Below are 19814 nucleotides of genomic sequence, written 5' to 3' on the forward strand. Positions count from 1 at the left end.
CGATGAGCAACGCACCCGTCTCGTCGGGAGCTTCGGGTCCCCGAGCCCCGCATGCCGGCGGCGGCCCGCCTCACGACCCGGACCAGCCGGCCCGCGACCCAAGGCGCAACGCCCGCCGAGGATGACCTGCCTACTCGGGAAGGCACCCCGGCGAACTCGACCCGAGCGCCCTCCTTGCCTGCCGCTGCAGGCCGCTTTTCAGTGAGCAACGCACCCCTGTCGTCGGGAACCCTCCGGCCCGGAGCCCCGAACGCCGGCGGCGGCCCGTCCCACGACCCGGACCAGCCCCGCACCAGACCCCGCGACCACAAGCGCAACGTCCGCCGAGGATGACCTGCCTGCTCGGGAACGCTCCCCGGCGGACTCGACCCGACCCCGTCCCTGTCCGCCGCTGCAGGCTGGTTTTCGGTGAGCAACGCACCCGTCTCGTCGGGAGCCTCGGGTCCCCGAGCCCCGCATGCCGGCGGCGGCCCGCCTCACGACTCGGACCAGCTGGCCCGCGACCCAAGGCGCAACGTCCGCCGAGGATGACCTGCCTACTCGGGAAGGCACCCCGGCGAACCCGACCCGACCGCCCTCCTTGCCTGCCGCTGCAGGCCGCTTTTCGGTAAGCAACGCACCCCTGTCGTCGGGAACCCTCCGGCCCGGAGCCCCGAACGCCGGCGGCGGCCCGTCTCACGACCCGGACCAGTCGGCCCGCGACCCAAGGCGCAACGCCCGCCGAGGATGACCCGCCTACTCGGGAACGCTCCCCGGCGGACTCGACCCGACCGCCCTCCCTGCCTGCCGCTGCGGGCCGGTTTTCGCCGACCCACGCATCCGTCTCGTCGGAAGCCCCAAGTCTCCGAGCCCCGTACGCCGGCGGCGGCGGCCCACACCACGACCTGGACCCGCCCCGCACCGGTATCTCGTAACCAACAGCGCAACGTTCGCCGGGTCTCCGATCTACTCGGCCTCGGTCGGGGATGTCGGCGTGGTCGGCGCAGGGTGGTTGGCATCCCACATGTCCTGAGTTGGCCGATTGCCATGGCCGGGCTTCGAGCGTGTGGCGGCACTCGGCGGGTTTCGAGTGATCACCGGTCGCGTTCGGGCTCGTGCTCCGGCTCGGGCTCGGGGTTTGGTCCGGTGCCTGCTGGTGGCTTTTGGGTTCTTTCGGTGAGGCTGAGTGTGGCCAGGATTTGGAAGAGCGCCGCTGTGGCCAGGGCTGTGGTGAGGGAGTGGGTGAGCAGAGGGCCGGTGAGGGCTGCGCCGAGGGCGAAGGCGGTGATTTTCAGGCTGGCGCCGGTGGTGAAGATGCGGCTGCGTAGGCCTTCGGGGGCTTCGCGGTGACGGATCGTGAACAGGGCCGTGAGCTGGGGGCCTTCGGCCGTGCCGGCGAGCAGCATCGCGGCGATCAGTGGGATCGGGTGGGCCGTTGCCGCGAGCAGGAGGGCGCCGGTGAGGATCAGTGTGCTGTACCGGATCACCGTCTCCGGGCGCAGTGCGTGCGGCCGGCGGGCCAGGAGCGCGTTGGTGGTCAACGCCGAGGCGGCGAGCAGTGAGAGCAGGGTCGTCCCGTGGGCGGCCGAGCCGAAGGCCCGTTCGCCGAGGAGTGGGCTGCCGGCGAGCAGGATGCCCTGTCCGACACAGGACAACATCGACGCCACCGTGGCCCGGGCCAGGGACGGTGATCCCACGATGGCCCGGAAGCCCGCGACGAGGTCGGCGCCGATCGACGGGGCCGACGAGTGCTTCGGGGGCACGTGGGGGCGGGTCGCCGCCGGCAGGTTCGAGGGCTCCCGGGGCTCATGGCTGCGATTGGCGGGCGACGCCCGGGTCGGTGGTGGCGGCACGTGCCTCCGCGGCACCTGCGTGCGGGCCGGCATCTGGGCTTGGGCCGGTGGTAGTGCTCGGGCCGCCGGCAGGGCCAGGCAGATCAGGACGATCGCGGTCGTTACCGCGAACCGTGCTCCGGCCAGGGTCGTGACGATCCCGGCCAGGGCCGGGCCGGTCAGGGCGGCCAGGTTGAATGTCATGGCGTCGTACGTCGTCGCGCGTGGCAGGTCGGATGGTGCGACCACGCGCGGCAGCTGGGACGTCCAGCCGCCGGTCAGGGCCGGGCCGGCCAGTCCTGCGGTCAGGGCGATCAGCAGTGTGACCGCGATCGGGGTTCGGCCCAGCGTGGCCAGGATCGCCCCTAGCGCCGCCGCGTAGCCCGCCAGCGTGGCGGTCAACAGGCGACCCGGTCGGGGGGAGCGGTCCAGGAGTACGCCGAAGACGGGACCGCCGAGAGCCGCCGCCGCGGTGACGGCGGCCAGTAGTGCCGAGGCGGTGGCGGCCGAGCCGGTGGCCGCCAGGCCGGCCAGCAGCAGGGCCGGGCCCGACATCTCGTCACCGGTGCGTGCGGCCGCCGCTCCGGCGATGTAGGACCATACTCCTCCGTAACGCTTTTGCATGACTGGCACGTTACGTAGGTAACCCAATCATTGGCTAGATGCGTTACATTTGACAGGTGCTGCACTCGACTGACGAGCGGGCCACCCGCCATTCGGTACAGGCCGTGGCCCGACGCACGGTCGCCCTGGTCAACGCGCTGACGGCGGACGACCCGACGCCGGACCCGTCCCCCTCCGCCCTGGCCGAACTCCTGCGCGAACACGGCGAGTCCGATCCGATCGAGCTCACCGCGACCGACGTCGTCGACCTGCATGCCGCCGCCCTGCTGCTGCGTGCGGTCTTCGCCGCAGAGGACGTCGACGTCGCCGCCGACGCGCTCAATCGCCTGCTGCGTCGGGGTCGGGGCAGGCTTCGGCTCACCTCGCACGCCGGCCGCAGTCCCTGGCATCCGCACCTCGACCGCGACGACGACGCGCCGTGGGGCGAATGGTTCCTCGCCTCGTCCTGCCTGGCCCTGACCATGCTGCTGTGGGACCGGCAACGTCCACCCGGCGGCGTCTGTACGTCGGCGACCTGCCGACACGTCTTCGTCGACGAAGGCGGCGGCCCGCCCCGCCGCTACTGCTCCCGCCGCTGCGCCACGCGCGAACGTGTGGCCGCCCACCGCCGCGCCCGGGCGTAGGGCGGCGTTTCGGCACCCGGCTCCCCGGCCTCCGGCTCCCCGACACCCAACCCGTCGGCATCCGGCCCGTCGGCATGCAACTCCTCGGCACCCGACCCCCTGGCACCCCGCCCCCGACGCAGCGCCGGGTCCAGTGCCGTGGCCGCCACCAGTACGACCGACATCACCGTCAGGATCATGGCCAAATGGTGCAGCCCCGCGTCGGTTGCCCGGGGGCCGAAGGTGGTGCCGATCAGACTCGCCGACGCCAGTGCGCCCAGGTAGGAGAAGGTACGCAGCAGCCCGGCCGCCGTGCCCGTCGCGGCGGCCGGCGCCTGGCGGAACATCGCCCGCTGGTTGGTCGTGTTGGCCAGGCCGTTCTGAAGCCCGAAGACGACGCTCACCACGATCAGCAACCACAGCGGCGAGTCGGCGCGCAGCAGCAACAGGCTCGCGCTGCCCACCGTCAGTACGCCGGCACCGGCCAGCAGGGGAGTACGCAGCCCCGGCCCCGTCACCACGGCCGAGACCCCGGCGGCCACCACGAACGACGGCGTCATCAGCAGCCCGGCGGCCGACGCGGAGCGGCCCGCGCTCTGCTCCAGCCACATGGTCCAGCCGTAGATGAAGCAGTAGGTCGAGGCCATCGCCACCGCCTGCCGCAGGTATGTCCTGGTCAGCGCGCCGTTGCGGGCCACCATCCGCACGTCCAGGAACGGCGAGGGCGCGCGCGACTCCCAACGGGTCAGCATCGATCCGGCCACCAGACCGAGCGCGAGCAGCCACCACCTCGACGCGGCGGGCCGCATCAGGAACAGCAGTACGCTCGTCAACGTCGCGGCGAACAGCAGCAGGCCCGGGGGATCGAGCTCCCGCGCCGCCGAACCGGTACGCCGCCGAGGCTCGTCCGCCGGCAGCCACAACACCGCGAACCCGGCCGCGATCGCCGCGAGCGGGATGTTGATCAGGAACATCGTCCGCCACCCGCCGACCGCGATCAACAGCCCGCCCAGTGGCGGCCCGATCGCCATCGTGGTCTGCCCGGCCACCGCGAGCGCGTTCAACACCCTTCCCGGCGCGGGCCGGGCGAGGCGTTCGGACTGCCGGCGCACCATCGTCATCGCCGCCGGATAGGCCGCCGACGTACCCAGCCCGAGCACCACACGCGCGACCACGAGCATGCCGATCGACGTGCCCACGAAGCCGACCAGCCCGCCGAGCGCGACCAGTGCCATGCCGGCGAGGTACACCCGCCTGGGCCCGAACAGATCCGCGAGCCGCCCGGCCGTCGGCTGCCCGATCGCGGTGGCCAAGTACAACGCCGACACCAGCCACGTTGTGGCCCCCGCGTCCACGCCGAACGCCCGGCCGATCGACACCAGCGCGATCGCGATGATGGACGAGTTGATCGGATTCAGGACCGATCCGATGGCGGCGGCCGCGGTGAACCGGGCCCCGAACCCGGCCTGTTCGGGGGTGGGTCCGGCGGATCGGCGGCGTGGGGGCGAGGGTATCGGGTGCGGAAGCGGATCGGTCGGGGGCATGGCGGCGGGCACGTCCGTTCTGCGAGTCGAGTCGAGTCGGGTCGGGTCGGGAGCCGGACCCGGGGCGGTGCTGTCAGCTTCGCGCGTGCGTGGGTCGCCATGAAGGCCGTGTCATTCGCGCCAATGGTGAGCGCGGTGCCGGGATGGGTGGCGGCACGGTCGTCCCCGTGCCGGTGCCACCGCGCCGTCGCGGTCCCTTTGCTCGGCCTGCGGCCGTGCCTGTCCCCGTGGGGGATACGCACCGAGACCCCGGCTTTGTGACAATCGAGAGGTGACATCACCACATCCACTCGGAGAGTTCCTGCAGGCCCGCCGCGCCCGGCTCCAGCCGGGCGATGTCGGGCTGCCCGCCGGCACCGGACTTCGGCGTACCCAGGGGTTGCGCAGGGAGGAGCTGGCCGCGTTGGCCGGGCTGAGCATCCAGTACTACACGCGCCTGGAGCAGGGCCGCGAGAACAACCCCGGTGGTGCGGTCCTGGACGGGATCGCGAGCGCGCTGCGGTTGAACGAGGAGGAGCACGCGCACCTGTACGCCCTGGCCAACCACGCGGCGGAACGGGTGCCGGCCGGCGGTGCGCCCGCCGATCGGGAGGTACGGCCGGGGATCCGCGCGCTCCTGGAGCGAGTCCGACCCTGGCCCGCGTACCTGCTCAGCCGGACCAGCGACATCCTGGCCGCCAACCCCGAGGTGTTCGCGCTGCTGCCCGGGCTGGCCGACTGGGCGCCGGAGCGGCGCAACAGCATCCGGTACCTGTTCCTGCACCCGATGGCACGGGAGTTGTTCGCCGACTGGGAGCGGGCCGCGCTCAGCACCACGGCGCAACTGCGCTCGCTGCTCGCCGCCGACCCCAGAGACCGGGAGTTGGCCGCTCTGGTGGACGAACTCACCGAGGAGAGCGCCGAGTTCGCGGCGCAGTGGCAGCGGTACGACGTACGTCGTCGGCGTAGTGACCAGGAGACGTACCGGCATCCGCAACTCGGCGAGATCACCCTCGCGTTCGAGGTGCTGCGGATGGAGGGCGGCCAGCGGATCACCATCTACCAACCGCAGGCGCCGGACGAGGAGGGCCGCCGGGTATTGCGGGGCCTGTCCGAACTGGCCACGAAGGTCCGGCCGGAGGCCACGGACTAGGGGGGCCGGCGGCCCGGGGGTGGGGTTCTCGGCGCTGTGCGGGCGCCGGCGGGGAGGGGTCTTGCGTCGGCGGGTTCGGGGCCATGGCGCTTGGGTTCTCGCGTACTCCTGCTCTCCTGTTCTCCCGTTCTCCCGTTCTCCTCTACTCCTGTACTCAGGTTCTTGGCTGCCCGGGTTTTCGGCTGATCAGTGTCCGGCCGTCGCGTCGACTCCGTTCGGGATGGTGGACTCCGTTTCGACCTCGGCCACCGGTTCGGCCCCGGTCGCGGCGGCGGCCTCGGCCTCGGTGAGTGCGCGGCGCATGTCCTCGGCGTGGCGGCGGGCCATCTCCCGGATCTCCGGGGTGAGATACGGGCGGTCGGCGACCGCCGCCGCCTCGGCCGACTCGGTCCAGGCGCGCATGACGTCGAGCGGGCGCTGGTGTCCGCACGACACCTCGGCACCCGATTCGTCGTGCACGGTGGCCTCGTAGGCGCCGTTGACCCAGACGCTGACACCCTCGTCGTGGAATACGACGTCGAAGGGCACATCGTCGGGATCCGGTTCGGGACCGTCGCCGGTGAGGAGCGTGAACTTCTCGTGTGGTCGCATCCAGTGGTCGGTGCCCCACGGCTCGACCCAGATGGCCAGCATCGCGGCGGTGTCGTTGTTCAGTCTGATCGATGGCATGGCCCAGGGTATTCAGCCCACGCCCGGCCCGCTTCGGTTCGGCGCGTCGAGGGCGGGGTTCGCGCGAGTGGGACGGCGTGCGGCCCGGCCGGGCGGGCGGTCGGGTCGAATCCGCCGGAGGGCTCCCCGACTTCGTCATGCTCGCGCAGTGCTTCGAACGGTGTACGGCGTCCGACATCCTGGGCAGACGTCGCGGGCGGCAGCGGTCGAGCGAGTTCCCGGATGTGCATCACCACACCCGCCGCCGACGCGATGACCGCACAACAGCTCGCGGAGAAGCTCAAGGCCGGCGGCCAGGCGATCGGCGAGATCACCGTGTTCGACGAGACCACCGACCCGAACCACCAACTCGGTCGTCCCGGCCAGTACTCGGCCAAGGTCGGATTCGTCGACACCCGCGTCAACCTCGCCGACGCGGTCGACACGCCGGGCGACATCTCACGCGGCGGCGGCATCAAAGTCCGGCCGAACCGGGCGGCAGCCCGGAAACGCGCCGACTACATCCGGAAGATCACCGCCGCCCTCGGCATGCCGACCATGCGCGAGTACGACTGTGTGCGAGGCGGCTATCTCCTGCGGATCACGCAGACTCTCACGCCCGCCAGGACAAGGCGTACGAAGCCGCCCTGAAGGCCGCGGTCGGCTGACCCCGGACACGACACGGTCCGAACGCCACGACGGACGAAGCTCGGCCGGTGTCGTCGTCCGCGTTCCGCGACGGCTTCTCGCGCCGACCGCCGCAATCCGCGACAACGCCCACACCGACCGGCCGACCGACCAACCGGCCCTCGGTGTGGCGCGAGAACTGGGGCGTGCCCGGCCGTGATCGGCCGGCGGGGCTCAGAAACCCGGTGGACGGCGGAATCCGCCGATCGCCTTCGCGAGGCACTGCACGAACCGGACCGCCGTGCGGTCGTGCAGGTAGGGCGCGATCACCTGGATGCCGACCGGAAGCCCGTCCCGGGTCGCCCCGACGGGCGCCACCGCCGCAGGCAGGTGGTTGACCGCCGAAGGCGCCATCCATGTGAGCATCTCGCGATACGGCCGGTCGCCGCCGTCGACCCGCAGGGTCCGGACCGACCAGGCGGGGTCGGGTCGATGGTCGTGCGGGAAGGCGGCCGTCGGGCTGACCGGGCACAGGAGCACGTCGACGTCGCGGAAGAACTCGGCCCAGCGGCGGCGGGAGTGTTGCCGGCGTTCGTCGAGTGCGTGCCAGCCCCGGAAGCTGATCGTCAGGTCCGACGCGAACCCGCCCGTCGTCCCCTCCGTCGCGGCGAGTTCCACGAGCCCGGCATACGACTCGTCGGACTCGACCAACCCGCTCTGCGCCATCAGCAACGGCTGATAGAGGGCCATCGTCTCGTCGAGCCCGACCGGCCCCTCGCCCTCCACCACGGAGGCGCCCTCGGCCCGCACCGCTTCCAGTGCCGCCCGCATGATCGCGACCAACTCGCTGTCGACAGGGCAGAACGGGTCGTCGAGCCAGGCCGCGACCCGGAACTCGCGCAGCGTGCGGGCCCTGGAGGCGGGCAGTTCCAGTCGCCATGCCGGGGCGCGTTCGTGATCCGCCCCGGCGAGGACGTCGAGACCCAGATCGAGGTCGTCGGCGTGCCTGGCGAGCGGGCCGAGCACCGCCATGTCGAAGTCCGCCAGTGTCCCGGGAGCGTGTCCCGAGACGCTGCCGTACCTCGGCACGATCCCGTACGACGGGCGCAGTCCGTAGACGCCGCAGAAGTGGGCGGGCACCCGGATCGAGCCCGCCGTATCGCCGCCGAGTTCCAGGCCGGTCAGTCCCGCGGCCACTGCCGCGGCGGACCCGCCGGACGAACCGCCGGGTCCGCGGGTCGGGTCCCACGGATTGTTCGTGGTTCCGTAGATCTCGTTGTGGGTCTGCCAGTCCCGGGCGTCGGCGGGCAGGTTGGACTTGCCGAACACGATCGCTCCCGCGTTCCTGAGCCGTGCGACCGACTCGGCGTCGTGCGTCGAGACGTGATGTCCCCAGCGGGTCGAGCCCCCGGTGGTCCGCATGCCCGCGACCTCGAGGCTGTCCTTGATCGTCACCGGAACGCCGTGCAGCCGGCCCAGCGGCTCGCCACGCGAGACCGCGCGGTCCGCCGCCAGTGCCGCGGCTCGCGCGCCCTCCTCGTCCCGGGCGACGATGGCGTTGACCTTCGGGCCGAGCCGCTCCAGCCGGGCGAGGTAGTGGTCGAGCAGTTCGACGCTCGACACCTCCTTCGCCGCGACGGCGGCGGCGAGTCGGCTTGCGGAACGAAATGCCAGATCGGTCATGCGAACCTCCGGAAAAAGCCCGAACCGCAGCGATCACACCACTGCGGCCGACACAAAAGCCCAGTTCAGGGCCGGTCGAGGCCGAGACTAACGTGCGTTTGCGATCAATTCGGCGTGTGGCCTTTGTCACTTTCGACAGCGGCTTCGTCCCGCACTCCGCGGCTCCCGACACGCCACTCGGACACGCCACTCGGACGCGGCCGACGGCCGGATGCTTGCCGCGGGTCTGATCGACGAGGTGCGCATGGACGTCGTACCCGTCGTGTGCGTGCGGGTCCGGGAAGCGCTACATCGGGTCGGCCCCCGCGCAGCACCTGCCGGAGGATCCCGACGTGGTGATCCGGAGTCACCGGGTGCTTCGCGTGCGCTATCGGGTGCGCCGTCGACCGACCCGAGCGGGGACGGGCCGCACCCACCGGTCCGCCGCCGTGCTCACGGCGTTGACGTGATCGGCACCGATCCGAGATGCCTGCGTATCGCGAGGGCCACGCGGTCCATCTCCGCGGTCGGCACTCGCTCCGCCTCGGACGGGTTCAACAGGGCGAACACGCTCGGCCCAAGCAATTCGGGAGCCAGGCCCGCCATGCGGGGCACCAGGTGGAAGTGCACGTGCTCGAACCCGGGTTTCTCGGCGAACTGTGCCACGTAGGTCTTGGCACAACCGGTCACCTCCCGCAGCGCCCGCGACACATGGACCTGCAACAGTCCCAGACCCGCAGCCTCGTCATCGGTCAGGTCCGCGATCGAGGTCACATGGCGCCGAGGGACCAGGACCAGCCAGCCCGGCAGGCTCGTGCCGACCGCGTGCGTCACCCTCCACAGCGCGTCGGAAACGATGCGTTCGCGGGGCGGGAGGGTGTCGTACAAGGCGTCCTGCCGACAGGAGAAGCAGGTCTCGGAAGGTGTCGTCATGCCCCCGAGCGTAGGCGGCGCGCGAAACCGCGAGAGGGGAAGTCCCTTTCCTGATCGGGCCGATGCGATGCGCGGCGTGCCTGGTCCGGGGCGGGGAATTCGGCCGGGAGGGACGATTCGGGGACGCCGAGGACGGGGAGGCGGGGTTCGCGCACTCGGCCCGGAGCAACGGGACTGCGGGCGTGCCGTGTGGCCGGGCGCGAAGGGGCCCGCAGGATGGCGGGCAGGCCGCTGCGGACCGGGTGCGCGTCGATGGCGTCGGGATCGGGGTCGACATCGCCCGCGGATGGGAATCACTCGAACCCGGATCCGGGCGACCGCTCGGCGAACTCACCTTCCAACGCCGCGTGTTCGCCGGGGGATGTCGGGATGTTCCACGGCGCGATCGGACGCGGGCCCGCGATCGCCGGCTTGTCCGCCGATTCGACGAGACTTGGCGATCGGGCGAGCTTCTGGGCGGGCCGACCGACCGGGGTGTTCTTCCACCCCTCGGCGACCGGTGTGTCCGACCGAGCGCGTGCGCTCACGGCGGAGTCGCTTCCGGTGCCGGTTCGTTCCCGTCGCGAGGGTGGAGCCCTATGCGTCCGGGCCCAAGGCCGCGAACAGCGTGTCGATCCGCAGCCGTAGTTTGGCGTCCGTCGCCCCCGTGACGACGACGTCGACGAGGTCCTTGTCACGAGTGACGGTAGCGACGTGCACGTGGAGAGACGCGGTCGAGCCCTCCATCGAGTGGGTGTCCCACATGGCGAAGTCGTCCTCGTCCGTGCTCCGTACGCACGCCACCACGGCGTCCCAGTCGGTCGGGACGAAGTCGGCGTCCGTGAACCGGGCCAGGAGATGCATGAACGAGCCGAGGTTCCCGCGCGATATCCGGCCGTCGAGGGCATAGTCCGGCGGCGGTGTTCCGTCGGGCGAAGGGCCGGCGCGGAGTGCTCCGCTGACGGGATATGGGTCGTCGAAGTACGTGCGCAGGCGCACGGTGAGGTCGAGTTGCCGGCACGCGGTCTCGGGGTCGTAGGCGGCGGTGGGCAGTTGGGGCACGCGCTTGCGGCCGGTCCCATCCAGCCGGTACGGCTCCTCGAACGCCCGCTCCCACCGCTCGACGGCAGGCGCGAAGCACTCGCGGGCACGGGCCGCGTCGGTGCCGAGGAAGTGGGCGATGTCCTCCCACGAACTGCCCCGCTCGCGCTCGAAGATCACCGCGCGGGTGAGGAGGTGATCGGCGTATTCCCGCAGGGCGACGGCCTCGCTGACCCGTCCGCCCAGGCCCGTCTGGTCGTCGAACCGGGTGATCGCCAGGTTCGCCGCCCCCTCGGCGAGCCCGACGCCGGCGTGGCTCAGGACCAGGCGCGCCAGTGCCGCTCGGGTAAAGGTGGCGCGTGCGGCGTCGTAGGGGGTGTGCTGCGTCAAATCCGGCTGCTCCCGTGCATGTTCCGACGGCCCCGGGCTGTGGGGTCCGCAGGACACTGTGACGCTCCGGGCGCGGCGGCGCCACCGCTTTTCCGACGCCGGAGCCCGAGGGCGCGGGCCCACTGTTCGGGTGAGCAGCGCTTTCGAGTGGGGTTGGGGGGTGGGGGTGGGGCGGAGCGATCGCCGGGAGCGTTTCGAGGGTTCGCCCGAGAAGTGCCTCGCCGCATGTCCCGATCGAATTGCCGGCGCAGGACACTAGGTCGTCGGAGCGACGGCCCCGAACGGCTCGTAGGCGAGAACGTCCGAGTGCGTCGAGCCGGACCATTCCTCGATGACGATGACCTCGATCGGATTTCCGTCCTCGTCGCGGCCGACCCCGAGCGTGGCGCGGACCAGGCCCGACGTATTCTCGGCGCGCAGCCGGGCCGTCTGCTGCTTCACCAGCGTTTGGACGCCCGCCTCGTCCGTGGCGGGAAGCCGCCGCGTCATCCACTTTTCGGCGACCGTGTCGACGTGCGCCACCACGGCGACGATCTCGGTCAGCGACCGGTCCCGCTCGATATCGGGGACCCGGTTGTTGACCGCCGCGCCAGGGATCGGCGCGACGTGGTGAACGTAGTGGTCGCGTGCGGCGGCGGTGGTCCACAGTGATTGGAGGAACAGCGTCGGTTCCGTCGGCGAGCGAAGCACCGAGAACCGGATCAGCCCGTCGGTCCGGGGCATCACCTCCAGCGCGCCGCGAGCGGCCTCGTCCGCCGCTGCCGCCGTGGGCAAACGCCACCAGCTGTCGATTCGCGCCGTGGCATCGTCATGGTGCGTGGCAACGTGTGTCGGCCGCATTGCTCGGGTTTGGTTCCGCTGATCGGTCATGCCCCCACTCTGCGTGTTGAACATTTGTTGAAGGCAAGGGCTCGGCGGTGGGAGAGTGCCGTCATGGCAGACACCGGGACTCCGACCGATGCGCCGCAGACCGTTGGTCCACGCGAAGCCGGATTGACTGTCGGCGACGTCGCTCGGGAGTCGGAGGTCGCCACTTCGGCGGTGCGCTTCTACGAGCGCTACGGCGTGATCAAGGCGGAACGGACCAGCGTCAACCACCGGGTGTTCGATCAGTCGGCGGCATGTCGGATCAAGGTGGCCAAGTTGACCCAGGGTGTCGGCTTGACCGTGCGCGAGATCGCGGAACTGCTCGCCACCCTGCCCCCCGACCCCCAGCCTGACGACTGGGCCGGGATCGCTCAGGAATTGATGGACGAGGCCGAGCGTCGAGTGGCCACACTGCGCGGCTTCCTGACGGAGATCGCCTCTCCCGGCAAGCTCTGTGAGGTTGTCGACCGGGTGAGTTGGCGTCCTGCGCCCGCCCCGGCATAGACACGGAACCACTTGCCGAGCCGGGGTCAGAAGTACGTGTCCACCCATTCGGCTGCGCCCGGGAGTACCTCGTCGAGGGTGGGGATTTCCGGGTACCAGGCTTTTTCCCACTCCAGGGAGATCCAGCCTCGCCAGTCGTGGTTTCGCAGGGTGGTGCCGATGGTGGTCAGTGGTACGGCTCCGGTGCCCAGGGGGACCGGGGTGGTGTCCACCGTCGAGGCCGCGTCCTTGATCTGCACGTAGTGCAGGAAACCCGCGAGTGCTTGGGCGGTTTCGGGGGGTTGTTCGCCGTGGCGCCAGGGGTGCAGGGCGTCCCAGATCACCCCGACCGCGCCGGCGAAGGGGCGGACCAGGGTGGCGACGGCCGTGCCCGTGGGGTGGGAGTCGTGGGTTTCGATGAGCATGGTGACGCCGCGTGCGCGGGCGTCGGGGAGGAGGGCGGCCAGCCTGCGTTGGGCGCGTTCGGTGTCGCCCTCGCCGGTGCCGCCGGGGAAGATGCGGACGGCCGATGCGCCCAGGTCGTAGGCCAGGTCGAGGAGGCGGTCGATGGTGGAGAGGACGACCGGGTCGGGGGTGGGTGCGCAGATGCCCGCGTAGCCGGCCAGGCACGGTACGGCCAGGCCGGCGTCGGTGAGTTGGGCGCGGATTGCCCGGCGCTCGGTCGGAGGCAGGTCCAGGTGTACGAACTCGTCCTGGTGGACCCGGAGTTCGATGCCCGTGCAGCCGTGTCGGAGGGCGCGGACGAGGTGTTCGTGCACCGGCCGACCGGGGGCGCCGAGGGTGCTGAAGGCCCACCTCGGATGCTCGGGTGTGCTCACGTGTCCTCGAATCTTTCGCCCGGCGGGTGGCACGGTCGACGTGGAAAGCGCTTTCCCATTTCTGTTTCGGAGCGTAGGTCTCCTCCGCCCCCGGGTCAAGGCGACACCGGTGCGTCGAGGTGTGTCCCCCGCGTCCGACTGTCGGAGCCGGGTGTCAGCCGAGTGTGTAGTCCAGGACGTACGTGTGACCGCCGTCCTCCGTTCGCGCGATCTCCAGCGAGCCGGTGATCCCGGCGAGTTCGTCCGTCCCGCTGCCCGCGACCACCCGGATCGCCAGTTCCTCGCCGGCGGTGCCCGGCGCGCAGTGCAGGAAGACGAAGGAGCCCTTGCGGCCGGTCAGTTCGCCGGTGAAGCGTTCCACCGCGACATAGGCGGCGGGGGCGCCTTCGACGTCCATGACCGACGACATGTGCACCGTGCCCTCGCCGGCCAGGTCGCCGGCGAACACCTTGGTGATGGTGACCCGGCCGAGTGCGGCGCCCGGGGCGTCGTCGATCGCCTCCGGCCGGAAGGAGGTGAGGTCGAATGTCCCGGTGGCGGTCGTACCCGTGCCCATTGTGCGGCCCTCGTTTCTGGAAGCATTCGGAAGCAGTCGGAAGAATGAGGATTCCGTACCCCGTCGGTCGCACGCAGCCTTGCATACGGGGCCGACACCCGGGGAGGGCCGGGCGCCCGCGGGTCAATCCCGCCGCCGCGCCACCAGCACCGTCGTCACCGCGCACAGCGCGGCCGGCAGCAGCAGGGCCCGGGCCGAATCGTCCGCGCCCGTCGTGCCGTCGACGCCGACGAACGCGCCCATCGCCGCGACTCCGACCGTGGCGCCGATCTGGCGGACCGCGTTGAACAGGCCGCCGGCCGCGCCGGCGGTGCCCTCCGGCGCCGTGGTGATCACCGTGCCGACCAGTGCGGGCAGCGCGAAGGACACCCCGAAACCGGTGCACACCAGGCCGATCGCCAGCACCGGATACCCGAGGTCGGCAAGCACCGCGACGGCGAACACCACGCAGCCCGACGTCAGCAGCCCCAGCCCGGCCAGCATCGGGGCCCGGGGCCCGGACCGCGCCACGATCCGGCCGGTCAGCAGCGGGTTCACCGCGAACGGCAGCGTCATCGGCAGGAACGCCACCCCGGTCCGCATCGGCGACATGTGCAGGTTCTGCCGGAACAGCAGCGGCAGGACGAACAGCAGCCCCGTCATCGCGAAGTTGACCGCCGCCCCGGCGAGCAGCGCCGACCTCGTGGCGCGCGAGCGCAACACGGCGGCCGGCAGCACCGGGTGCGGGCTGCGCCGTTCGGCCCGGACGAACAGCAGCGCGGCGAGCACCGCCGCCGCCCCCGAGCCCGCCGCGTGCGTCCCGGACCCCGACCCGGCCGCGATCAGCGCGTCGGTGGCCAGGCCCAGCGCCACGCACACGACGAGTTGGGACGTCCGGTCGATCGGCCGCTCGCCCCGGGGACACCGCACCGCGCGGCCGGCGGTCAGCGCCAACGTGAGGGCGGCGATCGGGACGTTGATCAGGAAGATGGCGCGCCAGCCGTACGCGTCCGCGAGCAGGCCGCCGGCGAGCGGGCCGACCGCGAGGGCCGCGCCGCTGAGCGCGGCCCACACCGATACCGCTCCCGCCCGCTCGGCGGGGACCGGGAACAGCCGGGTGATCATCGCCATCGACGCCGGTACGCAGGCGGCCGCGGCCACCCCGAGCAGCCCGCGCAGCGCCACCAGCGTCCACAGGTTCGGCGCCGCCGCGCTCAGCAGCGAACCGACGCCGAACCCGACGATGCCGACCCGGAACGCCCGGTGCGCGCCGAACCGGTCGGCCACCGCCCCCGCCGTCAGGAGCAGCGCGCCGAAGACGACCGTGTACCCGGACACCGTCCACTGCAGCCCCGCCACCGAACCGCCCAGCGACCGGGCCAGGTCCGGCTCGGCCACGGACAGCACGGTCATGTCGAGCAACACCATGAAGTAGCCGAGCGAGATCCCGATCAGGGCCCGGGTGCGACCTCGAGGTGATGGTGTGCGGGGTCGCGACGGGTGAATCGACGACGGTCATCGAGGGTTCTCCTGGCGTGCGGCGGCGGTGGGGAACGATCCCGGAGAGGCCGGGGATCGCGGCGCACCACTGTCCGTCCACCTCGGGTCTCGACTCGACCGGCCCGACCGTACGCTCCGTTCGGAATATCCGAATGCTCGAAGGAGGTTGCGCGGCCATGGAACTTCGCCAGCTCCGCACCTTCGAGGCGGTCGCCCGGTTCGGCACGGTCACCGCGGCCGCCAACGCGCTCGACATCGCGCCGTCGTCGGTCTCCGAGCAGATCCGGGTCCTGGAGAAATCCGTCGGCGTACTCCTGTTCGACCGAGGCCCCCGGGGCATGACACCGACCGCCGCCGGGGAGCGTATGCGGGAATGGGCGCACCGGCTGCTCGACCAGGCCGAGCAGGCCCGCCGCGAGGTGGCCGCCGCGGCGCCGCTGCTGCGGCTGGGGGCGTTGGAGAGCATCGCCGTGACCCACGTGCCCTCGGTGCTCGGCCGGCTCGCCGCCCGTCGGCCCGATCTGCGGGTCCGGGTGGTCTCGGACACCGATCGGAGCGGACTCCTGGCCGCCGTGGTGGCCGGTCGGCTGGACGCGGCGCTGCTCCTGGACACCGGCGCCCGGTTGGCCGAACTGGGGTTCGAACCACCGTCGGCCGCGCTGGCGTTCGTCGACCTGGAACCCGTCGCGCTGGCGCTGGTCGCCGCGCCGGGGCATGCGCTGGGCGGCCGGGACCGGATCACCGACGCCGACCTGCGCGAGGATCGGCTGCTGGTCAACGGGGCATCGGCCTGCTCGTTCCGGCTGGCCGGCGATCGGTTGCTGGGTGCCGAGGTGGAGCGGGTCCGGGCCGGCGGTGTCGCGGTCACCCGGGCCTGGGCCGAACAGGGCCTCGGTGTAGCGCTGTTGCCGCACTTCGCGGTCGCCGATCAACTCGCCGCGGGCACCCTGGTCCGGCTTCCGCTGGACACCCCCGACCTCACCCTGCGCCTGGTCTGGCGCCCCGACCGCGAGACGCTGCCCGGGCTGCGCGAGGTGCTGTACGCGGCGGCGTCCGGCGAGCGGGCCGGTGCCGGCCCGCCGATCCGGGCAGGCTCGTCGCGGGGTCGAGCCCACCCGCACCCCTCCCCCGGCCCAGTTCCCGCCCCACCGACGAGCGCGTCGATCGTGCGCCGACTACGCTCGAAAACCGACCGTCACGCTACGTGACGACAGTGCATCGGCCCATGCCCGCTCGCCGGCCCGGCCGGTCGACGGATGGGAGCAGGACGATGCCGGACAGCGCTGCGCTCCGCACGGCCGAAGGATGGTCGCCATGGATCCGGTGACCGCTTCCCTGGCCGAACTGCACGACCGGCTGAGTTCGCTCGCGGACGGCGAAGTCGCCGACTACATCCCGCAGTTGGCCTCGGCCGACCCCCGTACGTTCGGACTCGCGCTGGTCAGCATGTCCGGCAACTGCTACCACGCCGGCGACACCGACGACCTGTTCAGCATCCAGTCGGTGTCCAAGCCGTTCGTATACGCGCTCGCCGTGTCCGCACTCGGCCCGACCGAGGTGGCCCGCCGGGTCGGCGCCGAGCCCAGCGGAGAGGCGTTCAACGCGATCAGCCTGGAGCCGGGCACCGGCCGACCGGCGAACCCGATGGTCAACGCGGGGGCGATCGTCACCACCTCGCTGGTTCCGGCCGCCGACGCACGGGACCGCTTCGAGCGCATCCGCGCGTGCCTGTCCGCCTTCGCGGGCCGATCGCTGGACGTCGACGAGGACGTCTACCGCTCCGAGGCGGCGACCGGGGACCGCAATCGGGCGCTGGCCTACCTGATGCGCGGTGCGGGTTCGTTGGCCGGCGATGTGGACGAGACCGTACGCACCTACTTCCGCCAGTGCTCGATCCAAGTCCGGGTGGCCGATCTGGCGGTGATGGCGGCCACGCTGGCCAACGGCGGCGTCAACCCCGTCACCGGCGACCGGGTGATCGAGGAGCCGGTGGCGGTGCGGGCGTTGGCGGTGATGGCGACCTGCGGGATGTACGACGGCGCGGGCGAATGGCTGTTGCGGGTGGGGCTGCCCGCCAAGAGCGGGGTGTCCGGCGGCCTGATCGCGTGCAGCCCGGCGCGGTTCGGCATCGCGGTACACAGCCCGCCGCTGGACCGGGCCGGCAACCCCGTACGGGGCGTGCTCGCGCTGACCGAGTTGTCCGAGCGCTTCGCGCTGCACCTGATGCACCAGCCCGGTCGGCACATCGCGACCGTCACCGAGGTCACCACCACGCTCGACCACCCGTCCTACCGGGCCCGCACACCCGCGCAGCGGGCCGTCCTGGACCGCGAGGGGCATCGTGTCGTGGTCATCCGCGCGCAGGGGGCGTTGGAGTTCACCGAGACGGAGCATCTGCTGCACGCGCTGCGCCAGTCCGCGCCGAGCCCGCCCGGGTGGATCGTGCTCGACCTGGACCGGGTCACCCGGATCGCGCTCGGCTCGGCCGCGATGCTGGGCGCCGCGCTGGCCGACCTGGTCGCCGCCGGCCACGAGATCGCCATCGCCGCCCGGGAACCGCTGCTCGACCCGATCGGCGACGGGCCGGCGCCGTGGACGGCGTTCGCCGGCCGGGAGGAGGCCGTCGCGTGGGGCGAGGACCGGCTGCTGGCGACGACGAGCGAGCCGACCGGATAGCCACGCCGCTGCCCGGTCGCCCGGCATCGTGCCGCTCCGTACGGCCCCGAAAGACTTCACCGGAGCGGTTACCCTCCTCCGCCGGCGCGGGGCACCCCCCGACGGACCAACAACGGTCCCGCACCCGCAAGGGCGAAAGCCTCGACCCGGACCCGGACCCGGACCGGATCGCCGGCCGGCCCCCCTTCGCGTCCCTGGTCGAGGCCGGCGCGCAGTCGCTCCGGGACGTCGAGGAGGCCGACGACAACTCGATCGGTCTCATCCGGGAGGTCTGAGTCGGGAGCGTCGTGGGCCCGGGAACTCGCGAGTCCCGGCCGAGGACACCGAACCCCGGCCATGACTCCCGAGACCGGACTTCCGCGCCCGCGCGGGGAGCGGGACGCCCGAGCCGATATCTCCGGCCGGACCCCGCCCCGCCCCTGCTCCGGACCCCGCCTCCGCTCCGGCTCCGGCCCCGGACCGCGCCCCCGCCCCCGCGACCCGTACGGCGCGGCCGACGCCCCCCGTGGGCGTCGGACGCACCGTCGGTGTGTGCTCCCGGGCGTTCGGCTACCCCTGCTCGGGACGCTCGTAGCTGCCGTAGGCGGGTGCGCCCCGGCGCTCGTAGGAGGTGATCACCACGCCCTTCCCGGTGACCTCCGAGCCGGTGAGCGCGAACGCGGTCGGCAGGACACCCGGCTCGAACAGGCGCTTGCCCGCGCCGAGGGCGACCGGGAAGGTCAGCAGGTGCATCGTGTCGATCAGGCCGAGCCGCAGCAGCGCCCCGGCGAGCGCGCCGCTGCCGTGGATCTGGAGTTCGCCGCCGTCCTGCTTCCGGAGCGCGCCGACCTCCTTCGCCAGGTCGCCGTGCAGCAGTCGGGTGTTGTTCCAGTCGGCCGACGTGAGGGTGTTGGTGGGCACGTACTTGGGCAGGGTGTTCAGCGGCCCGGCGATCGGATCGGCCGGGTCGGTGATCGCGGGCCAGTAGGACGCGAAGATGTCGTACGTCCGACGCCCGAGCAGGAACGCCTCGGCGCGGCCGATCACCCCGACCATGAACCGGCCGAAGTCGTCGTCCCCGTAGGGCACCGACCAGCCGCCCTGTTCGAAGCCGCCGCCGCGGTCCTCCTCCGGGCCGCCCGGGGCCTGGTAGACCCCGTCGATGGTGAGGAAGGTGGTGAGGGTGATCTTCATGGCGCCGCCCTTCGTCGCGGTGGTGGTCCGGTGGTTTTCGAGCCGACACATGCTTCGACCGCGCGTCCACCGGAAACTCATCGGTCCGGGAGCCCCCGGAAGCCGGTCCTCGATCGATCTCCGACGATTCCCGCCCGGATCCGCCCGCATGCGTCACGACCACACACGTCACAACCACACACGTCACGAACGTGCGTCACGTCCGACGAGGAGCCCGCGATGTCCTTCCCCGACGTCCCCGACGATCCGCAGAGCCTCGGTTACCCCGAGACCCGCTACCGAGGCGACTCCGGCGAGGTCAACGCCCGGTTCCGCCCCGCCGAGCACCCGCCCGAGCTGATCACCGCCGGTGCGACCTACCACTACCTGGCCACCACCGATGCCACCGACGGCGAGTACGGCCTGTACCGGGTCGACATGCACGCGGCGCCCAGCGGGCCCGGCACCCACTTCCACCGGACCATCTCCGAGTCGTTCTTCGTGCTCTCCGGCACGATCCGGCTGTTCGACGGCCGGGACTGGCGCGACGCCAAAGCCGGGGACTTCCTGTACGTCCCGGTCGGCGGCCTGCACGCGTTCCGGAACGAATCCGGCGAGCCGGCGTCGATGCTGCTCCAGTTCGCCCCGGGGGCGCCCCGCGAGGCCTACTTCGAGGGCATCCCCGAGCTGGAACACCTCACCGACAAGGAACGCGCCCGGTTCTTCCTCCGCCACGACAACCACTGGGTCGACCTCGGCGGGTAGGCGC

Annotated in this window: 19 protein-coding genes and 1 pseudogene; 8 read left to right on the forward strand and 12 right to left on the reverse strand. The window is 72.0% G+C overall.

Translation table 11 applies throughout. From position 1 onward, the window contains the following. Window positions 1-1073: 1073 nt before the first annotated feature. Complete coding sequence (locus tag EMA17_RS40250; protein WP_126642195.1) at window positions 1074-2435, reverse strand: MFS transporter; 1362 nt, start codon at window positions 2433-2435, stop codon at window positions 1074-1076. A 59-nt stretch (window positions 2436-2494) separates the two neighbouring features. On the opposite strand from EMA17_RS40250, the gene EMA17_RS40255 reads away from it, so the two are divergent. After that, window positions 2495-3058: a CGNR zinc finger domain-containing protein gene (locus tag EMA17_RS40255; RefSeq protein WP_170222338.1), complete on the forward strand. Its 564-nt coding sequence runs from the start codon at window positions 2495-2497 to the stop codon at window positions 3056-3058. On the opposite strand, the gene EMA17_RS40260 is transcribed toward EMA17_RS40255, so the two are convergent. Next, window positions 2995-4581, reverse strand: a complete 1587-nt coding sequence (locus EMA17_RS40260; RefSeq protein WP_126642197.1) for an MFS transporter — start codon at window positions 4579-4581, stop codon at window positions 2995-2997. The genes EMA17_RS40255 and EMA17_RS40260 overlap by 64 nt on opposite strands. 271 nt (window positions 4582-4852) lie before the next feature. On the opposite strand from EMA17_RS40260, the gene EMA17_RS40265 reads away from it, so the two are divergent. Beyond that, window positions 4853-5713: a helix-turn-helix domain-containing protein gene (locus EMA17_RS40265; protein ID WP_126642198.1), complete on the forward strand. Its 861-nt coding sequence runs from the start codon at window positions 4853-4855 to the stop codon at window positions 5711-5713. 186 nt (window positions 5714-5899) lie between these two features. Here EMA17_RS40265 and EMA17_RS53045 read toward each other — a convergent pair whose 3' ends face one another. Further along, complete coding sequence (locus EMA17_RS53045) at window positions 5900-6382, reverse strand: hypothetical protein (protein ID WP_174861508.1); 483 nt, start codon at window positions 6380-6382, stop codon at window positions 5900-5902. A 222-nt stretch (window positions 6383-6604) separates the two neighbouring features. On the opposite strand from EMA17_RS53045, the gene EMA17_RS40275 reads away from it, so the two are divergent. Beyond that, window positions 6605-7012: a hypothetical protein gene (locus EMA17_RS40275; protein WP_126642199.1), complete on the forward strand. Its 408-nt coding sequence runs from the start codon at window positions 6605-6607 to the stop codon at window positions 7010-7012. Window positions 7013-7222: 210 nt separating this feature from the next. Here the strand turns inward: EMA17_RS40275 and EMA17_RS40280 are convergent, their stop codons facing one another. After that, complete coding sequence (locus EMA17_RS40280) at window positions 7223-8671, reverse strand: amidase (protein ID WP_126642200.1); 1449 nt, start codon at window positions 8669-8671, stop codon at window positions 7223-7225. A 205-nt stretch (window positions 8672-8876) separates the two neighbouring features. Between EMA17_RS40280 and EMA17_RS54720 the strand changes: the two are divergent. Beyond that, window positions 8877-9054, forward strand: a pseudogene (locus tag EMA17_RS54720) (dihydrofolate reductase); the annotation flags it as partial. Window positions 9055-9103: 49 nt separating this feature from the next. Here EMA17_RS54720 and EMA17_RS40290 read toward each other — a convergent pair. The 4 genes from EMA17_RS40290 to EMA17_RS40310 form a co-directional block, all read right to left on the reverse strand. Next, the gene (locus tag EMA17_RS40290) at window positions 9104-9583 is read right to left on the reverse strand and encodes an HIT family protein (protein WP_126642201.1); all 480 of its coding nucleotides are present in this window, start codon (window positions 9581-9583) and stop codon (window positions 9104-9106) included. Between the two features lie 293 nt (window positions 9584-9876). Beyond that, on the reverse strand, window positions 9877-10110 hold the full coding sequence (locus EMA17_RS40300) for a hypothetical protein (RefSeq protein WP_126642202.1): 234 nt from the start codon (window positions 10108-10110) through the stop codon (window positions 9877-9879). 49 nt (window positions 10111-10159) lie between these two features. Next, window positions 10160-10993, reverse strand: a complete 834-nt coding sequence (locus EMA17_RS40305; protein WP_126642203.1) for a hypothetical protein — start codon at window positions 10991-10993, stop codon at window positions 10160-10162. Window positions 10994-11248: 255 nt separating this feature from the next. After that, a complete protein-coding gene (locus EMA17_RS40310) occupies window positions 11249-11863 on the reverse strand; it encodes a hypothetical protein (RefSeq protein WP_126642204.1) in 615 nt (204 codons plus the stop codon). 63 nt (window positions 11864-11926) lie between these two features. On the opposite strand from EMA17_RS40310, the gene EMA17_RS40315 reads away from it, so the two are divergent. Next, window positions 11927-12364: a MerR family transcriptional regulator gene (locus EMA17_RS40315; RefSeq protein ID WP_126642205.1), complete on the forward strand. Its 438-nt coding sequence runs from the start codon at window positions 11927-11929 to the stop codon at window positions 12362-12364. A 26-nt stretch (window positions 12365-12390) separates the two neighbouring features. Here EMA17_RS40315 and EMA17_RS40320 read toward each other — a convergent pair whose 3' ends face one another. The 3 genes from EMA17_RS40320 to EMA17_RS40330 all read right to left on the reverse strand — a co-directional run bounded on the left by EMA17_RS40320 (window position 12391) and on the right by EMA17_RS40330 (window position 15223). Further along, the gene (locus tag EMA17_RS40320) at window positions 12391-13182 is read right to left on the reverse strand and encodes a sugar phosphate isomerase/epimerase family protein (protein ID WP_126642206.1); all 792 of its coding nucleotides are present in this window, start codon (window positions 13180-13182) and stop codon (window positions 12391-12393) included. A 154-nt stretch (window positions 13183-13336) separates the two neighbouring features. Beyond that, the gene (locus EMA17_RS40325) at window positions 13337-13738 is read right to left on the reverse strand and encodes a DUF3224 domain-containing protein (RefSeq protein ID WP_126642207.1); all 402 of its coding nucleotides are present in this window, start codon (window positions 13736-13738) and stop codon (window positions 13337-13339) included. A gap of 123 nt (window positions 13739-13861) precedes the next feature. Further along, window positions 13862-15223: an MFS transporter gene (locus EMA17_RS40330; protein WP_281290593.1), complete on the reverse strand. Its 1362-nt coding sequence runs from the start codon at window positions 15221-15223 to the stop codon at window positions 13862-13864. A gap of 170 nt (window positions 15224-15393) precedes the next feature. Here EMA17_RS40330 and EMA17_RS40335 point away from each other — a divergent pair, with 170 nt between their 5' ends. After that, window positions 15394-16425, forward strand: a complete 1032-nt coding sequence (locus EMA17_RS40335) for a LysR family transcriptional regulator (protein ID WP_126642209.1) — start codon at window positions 15394-15396, stop codon at window positions 16423-16425. 106 nt (window positions 16426-16531) lie between these two features. Then, complete coding sequence (gene glsA / locus EMA17_RS40340) at window positions 16532-17893, forward strand: glutaminase A (protein WP_371863117.1); 1362 nt, start codon at window positions 16532-16534, stop codon at window positions 17891-17893. 549 nt (window positions 17894-18442) lie between these two features. Here glsA and EMA17_RS40345 read toward each other — a convergent pair. Further along, window positions 18443-19066: a dihydrofolate reductase family protein gene (locus EMA17_RS40345; RefSeq protein ID WP_126642211.1), complete on the reverse strand. Its 624-nt coding sequence runs from the start codon at window positions 19064-19066 to the stop codon at window positions 18443-18445. Between the two features lie 219 nt (window positions 19067-19285). Here EMA17_RS40345 and EMA17_RS40350 point away from each other — a divergent pair, with 219 nt between their 5' ends. Next, a complete protein-coding gene (locus EMA17_RS40350) occupies window positions 19286-19810 on the forward strand; it encodes a cupin domain-containing protein (RefSeq protein WP_126642212.1) in 525 nt (174 codons plus the stop codon). The last annotated feature ends 4 nt before the right edge of the window (window positions 19811-19814 follow it).

The organism is Embleya hyalina (assembly GCF_003967355.1).
Classification (GTDB): domain Bacteria; phylum Actinomycetota; class Actinomycetes; order Streptomycetales; family Streptomycetaceae; genus Embleya; species Embleya hyalina.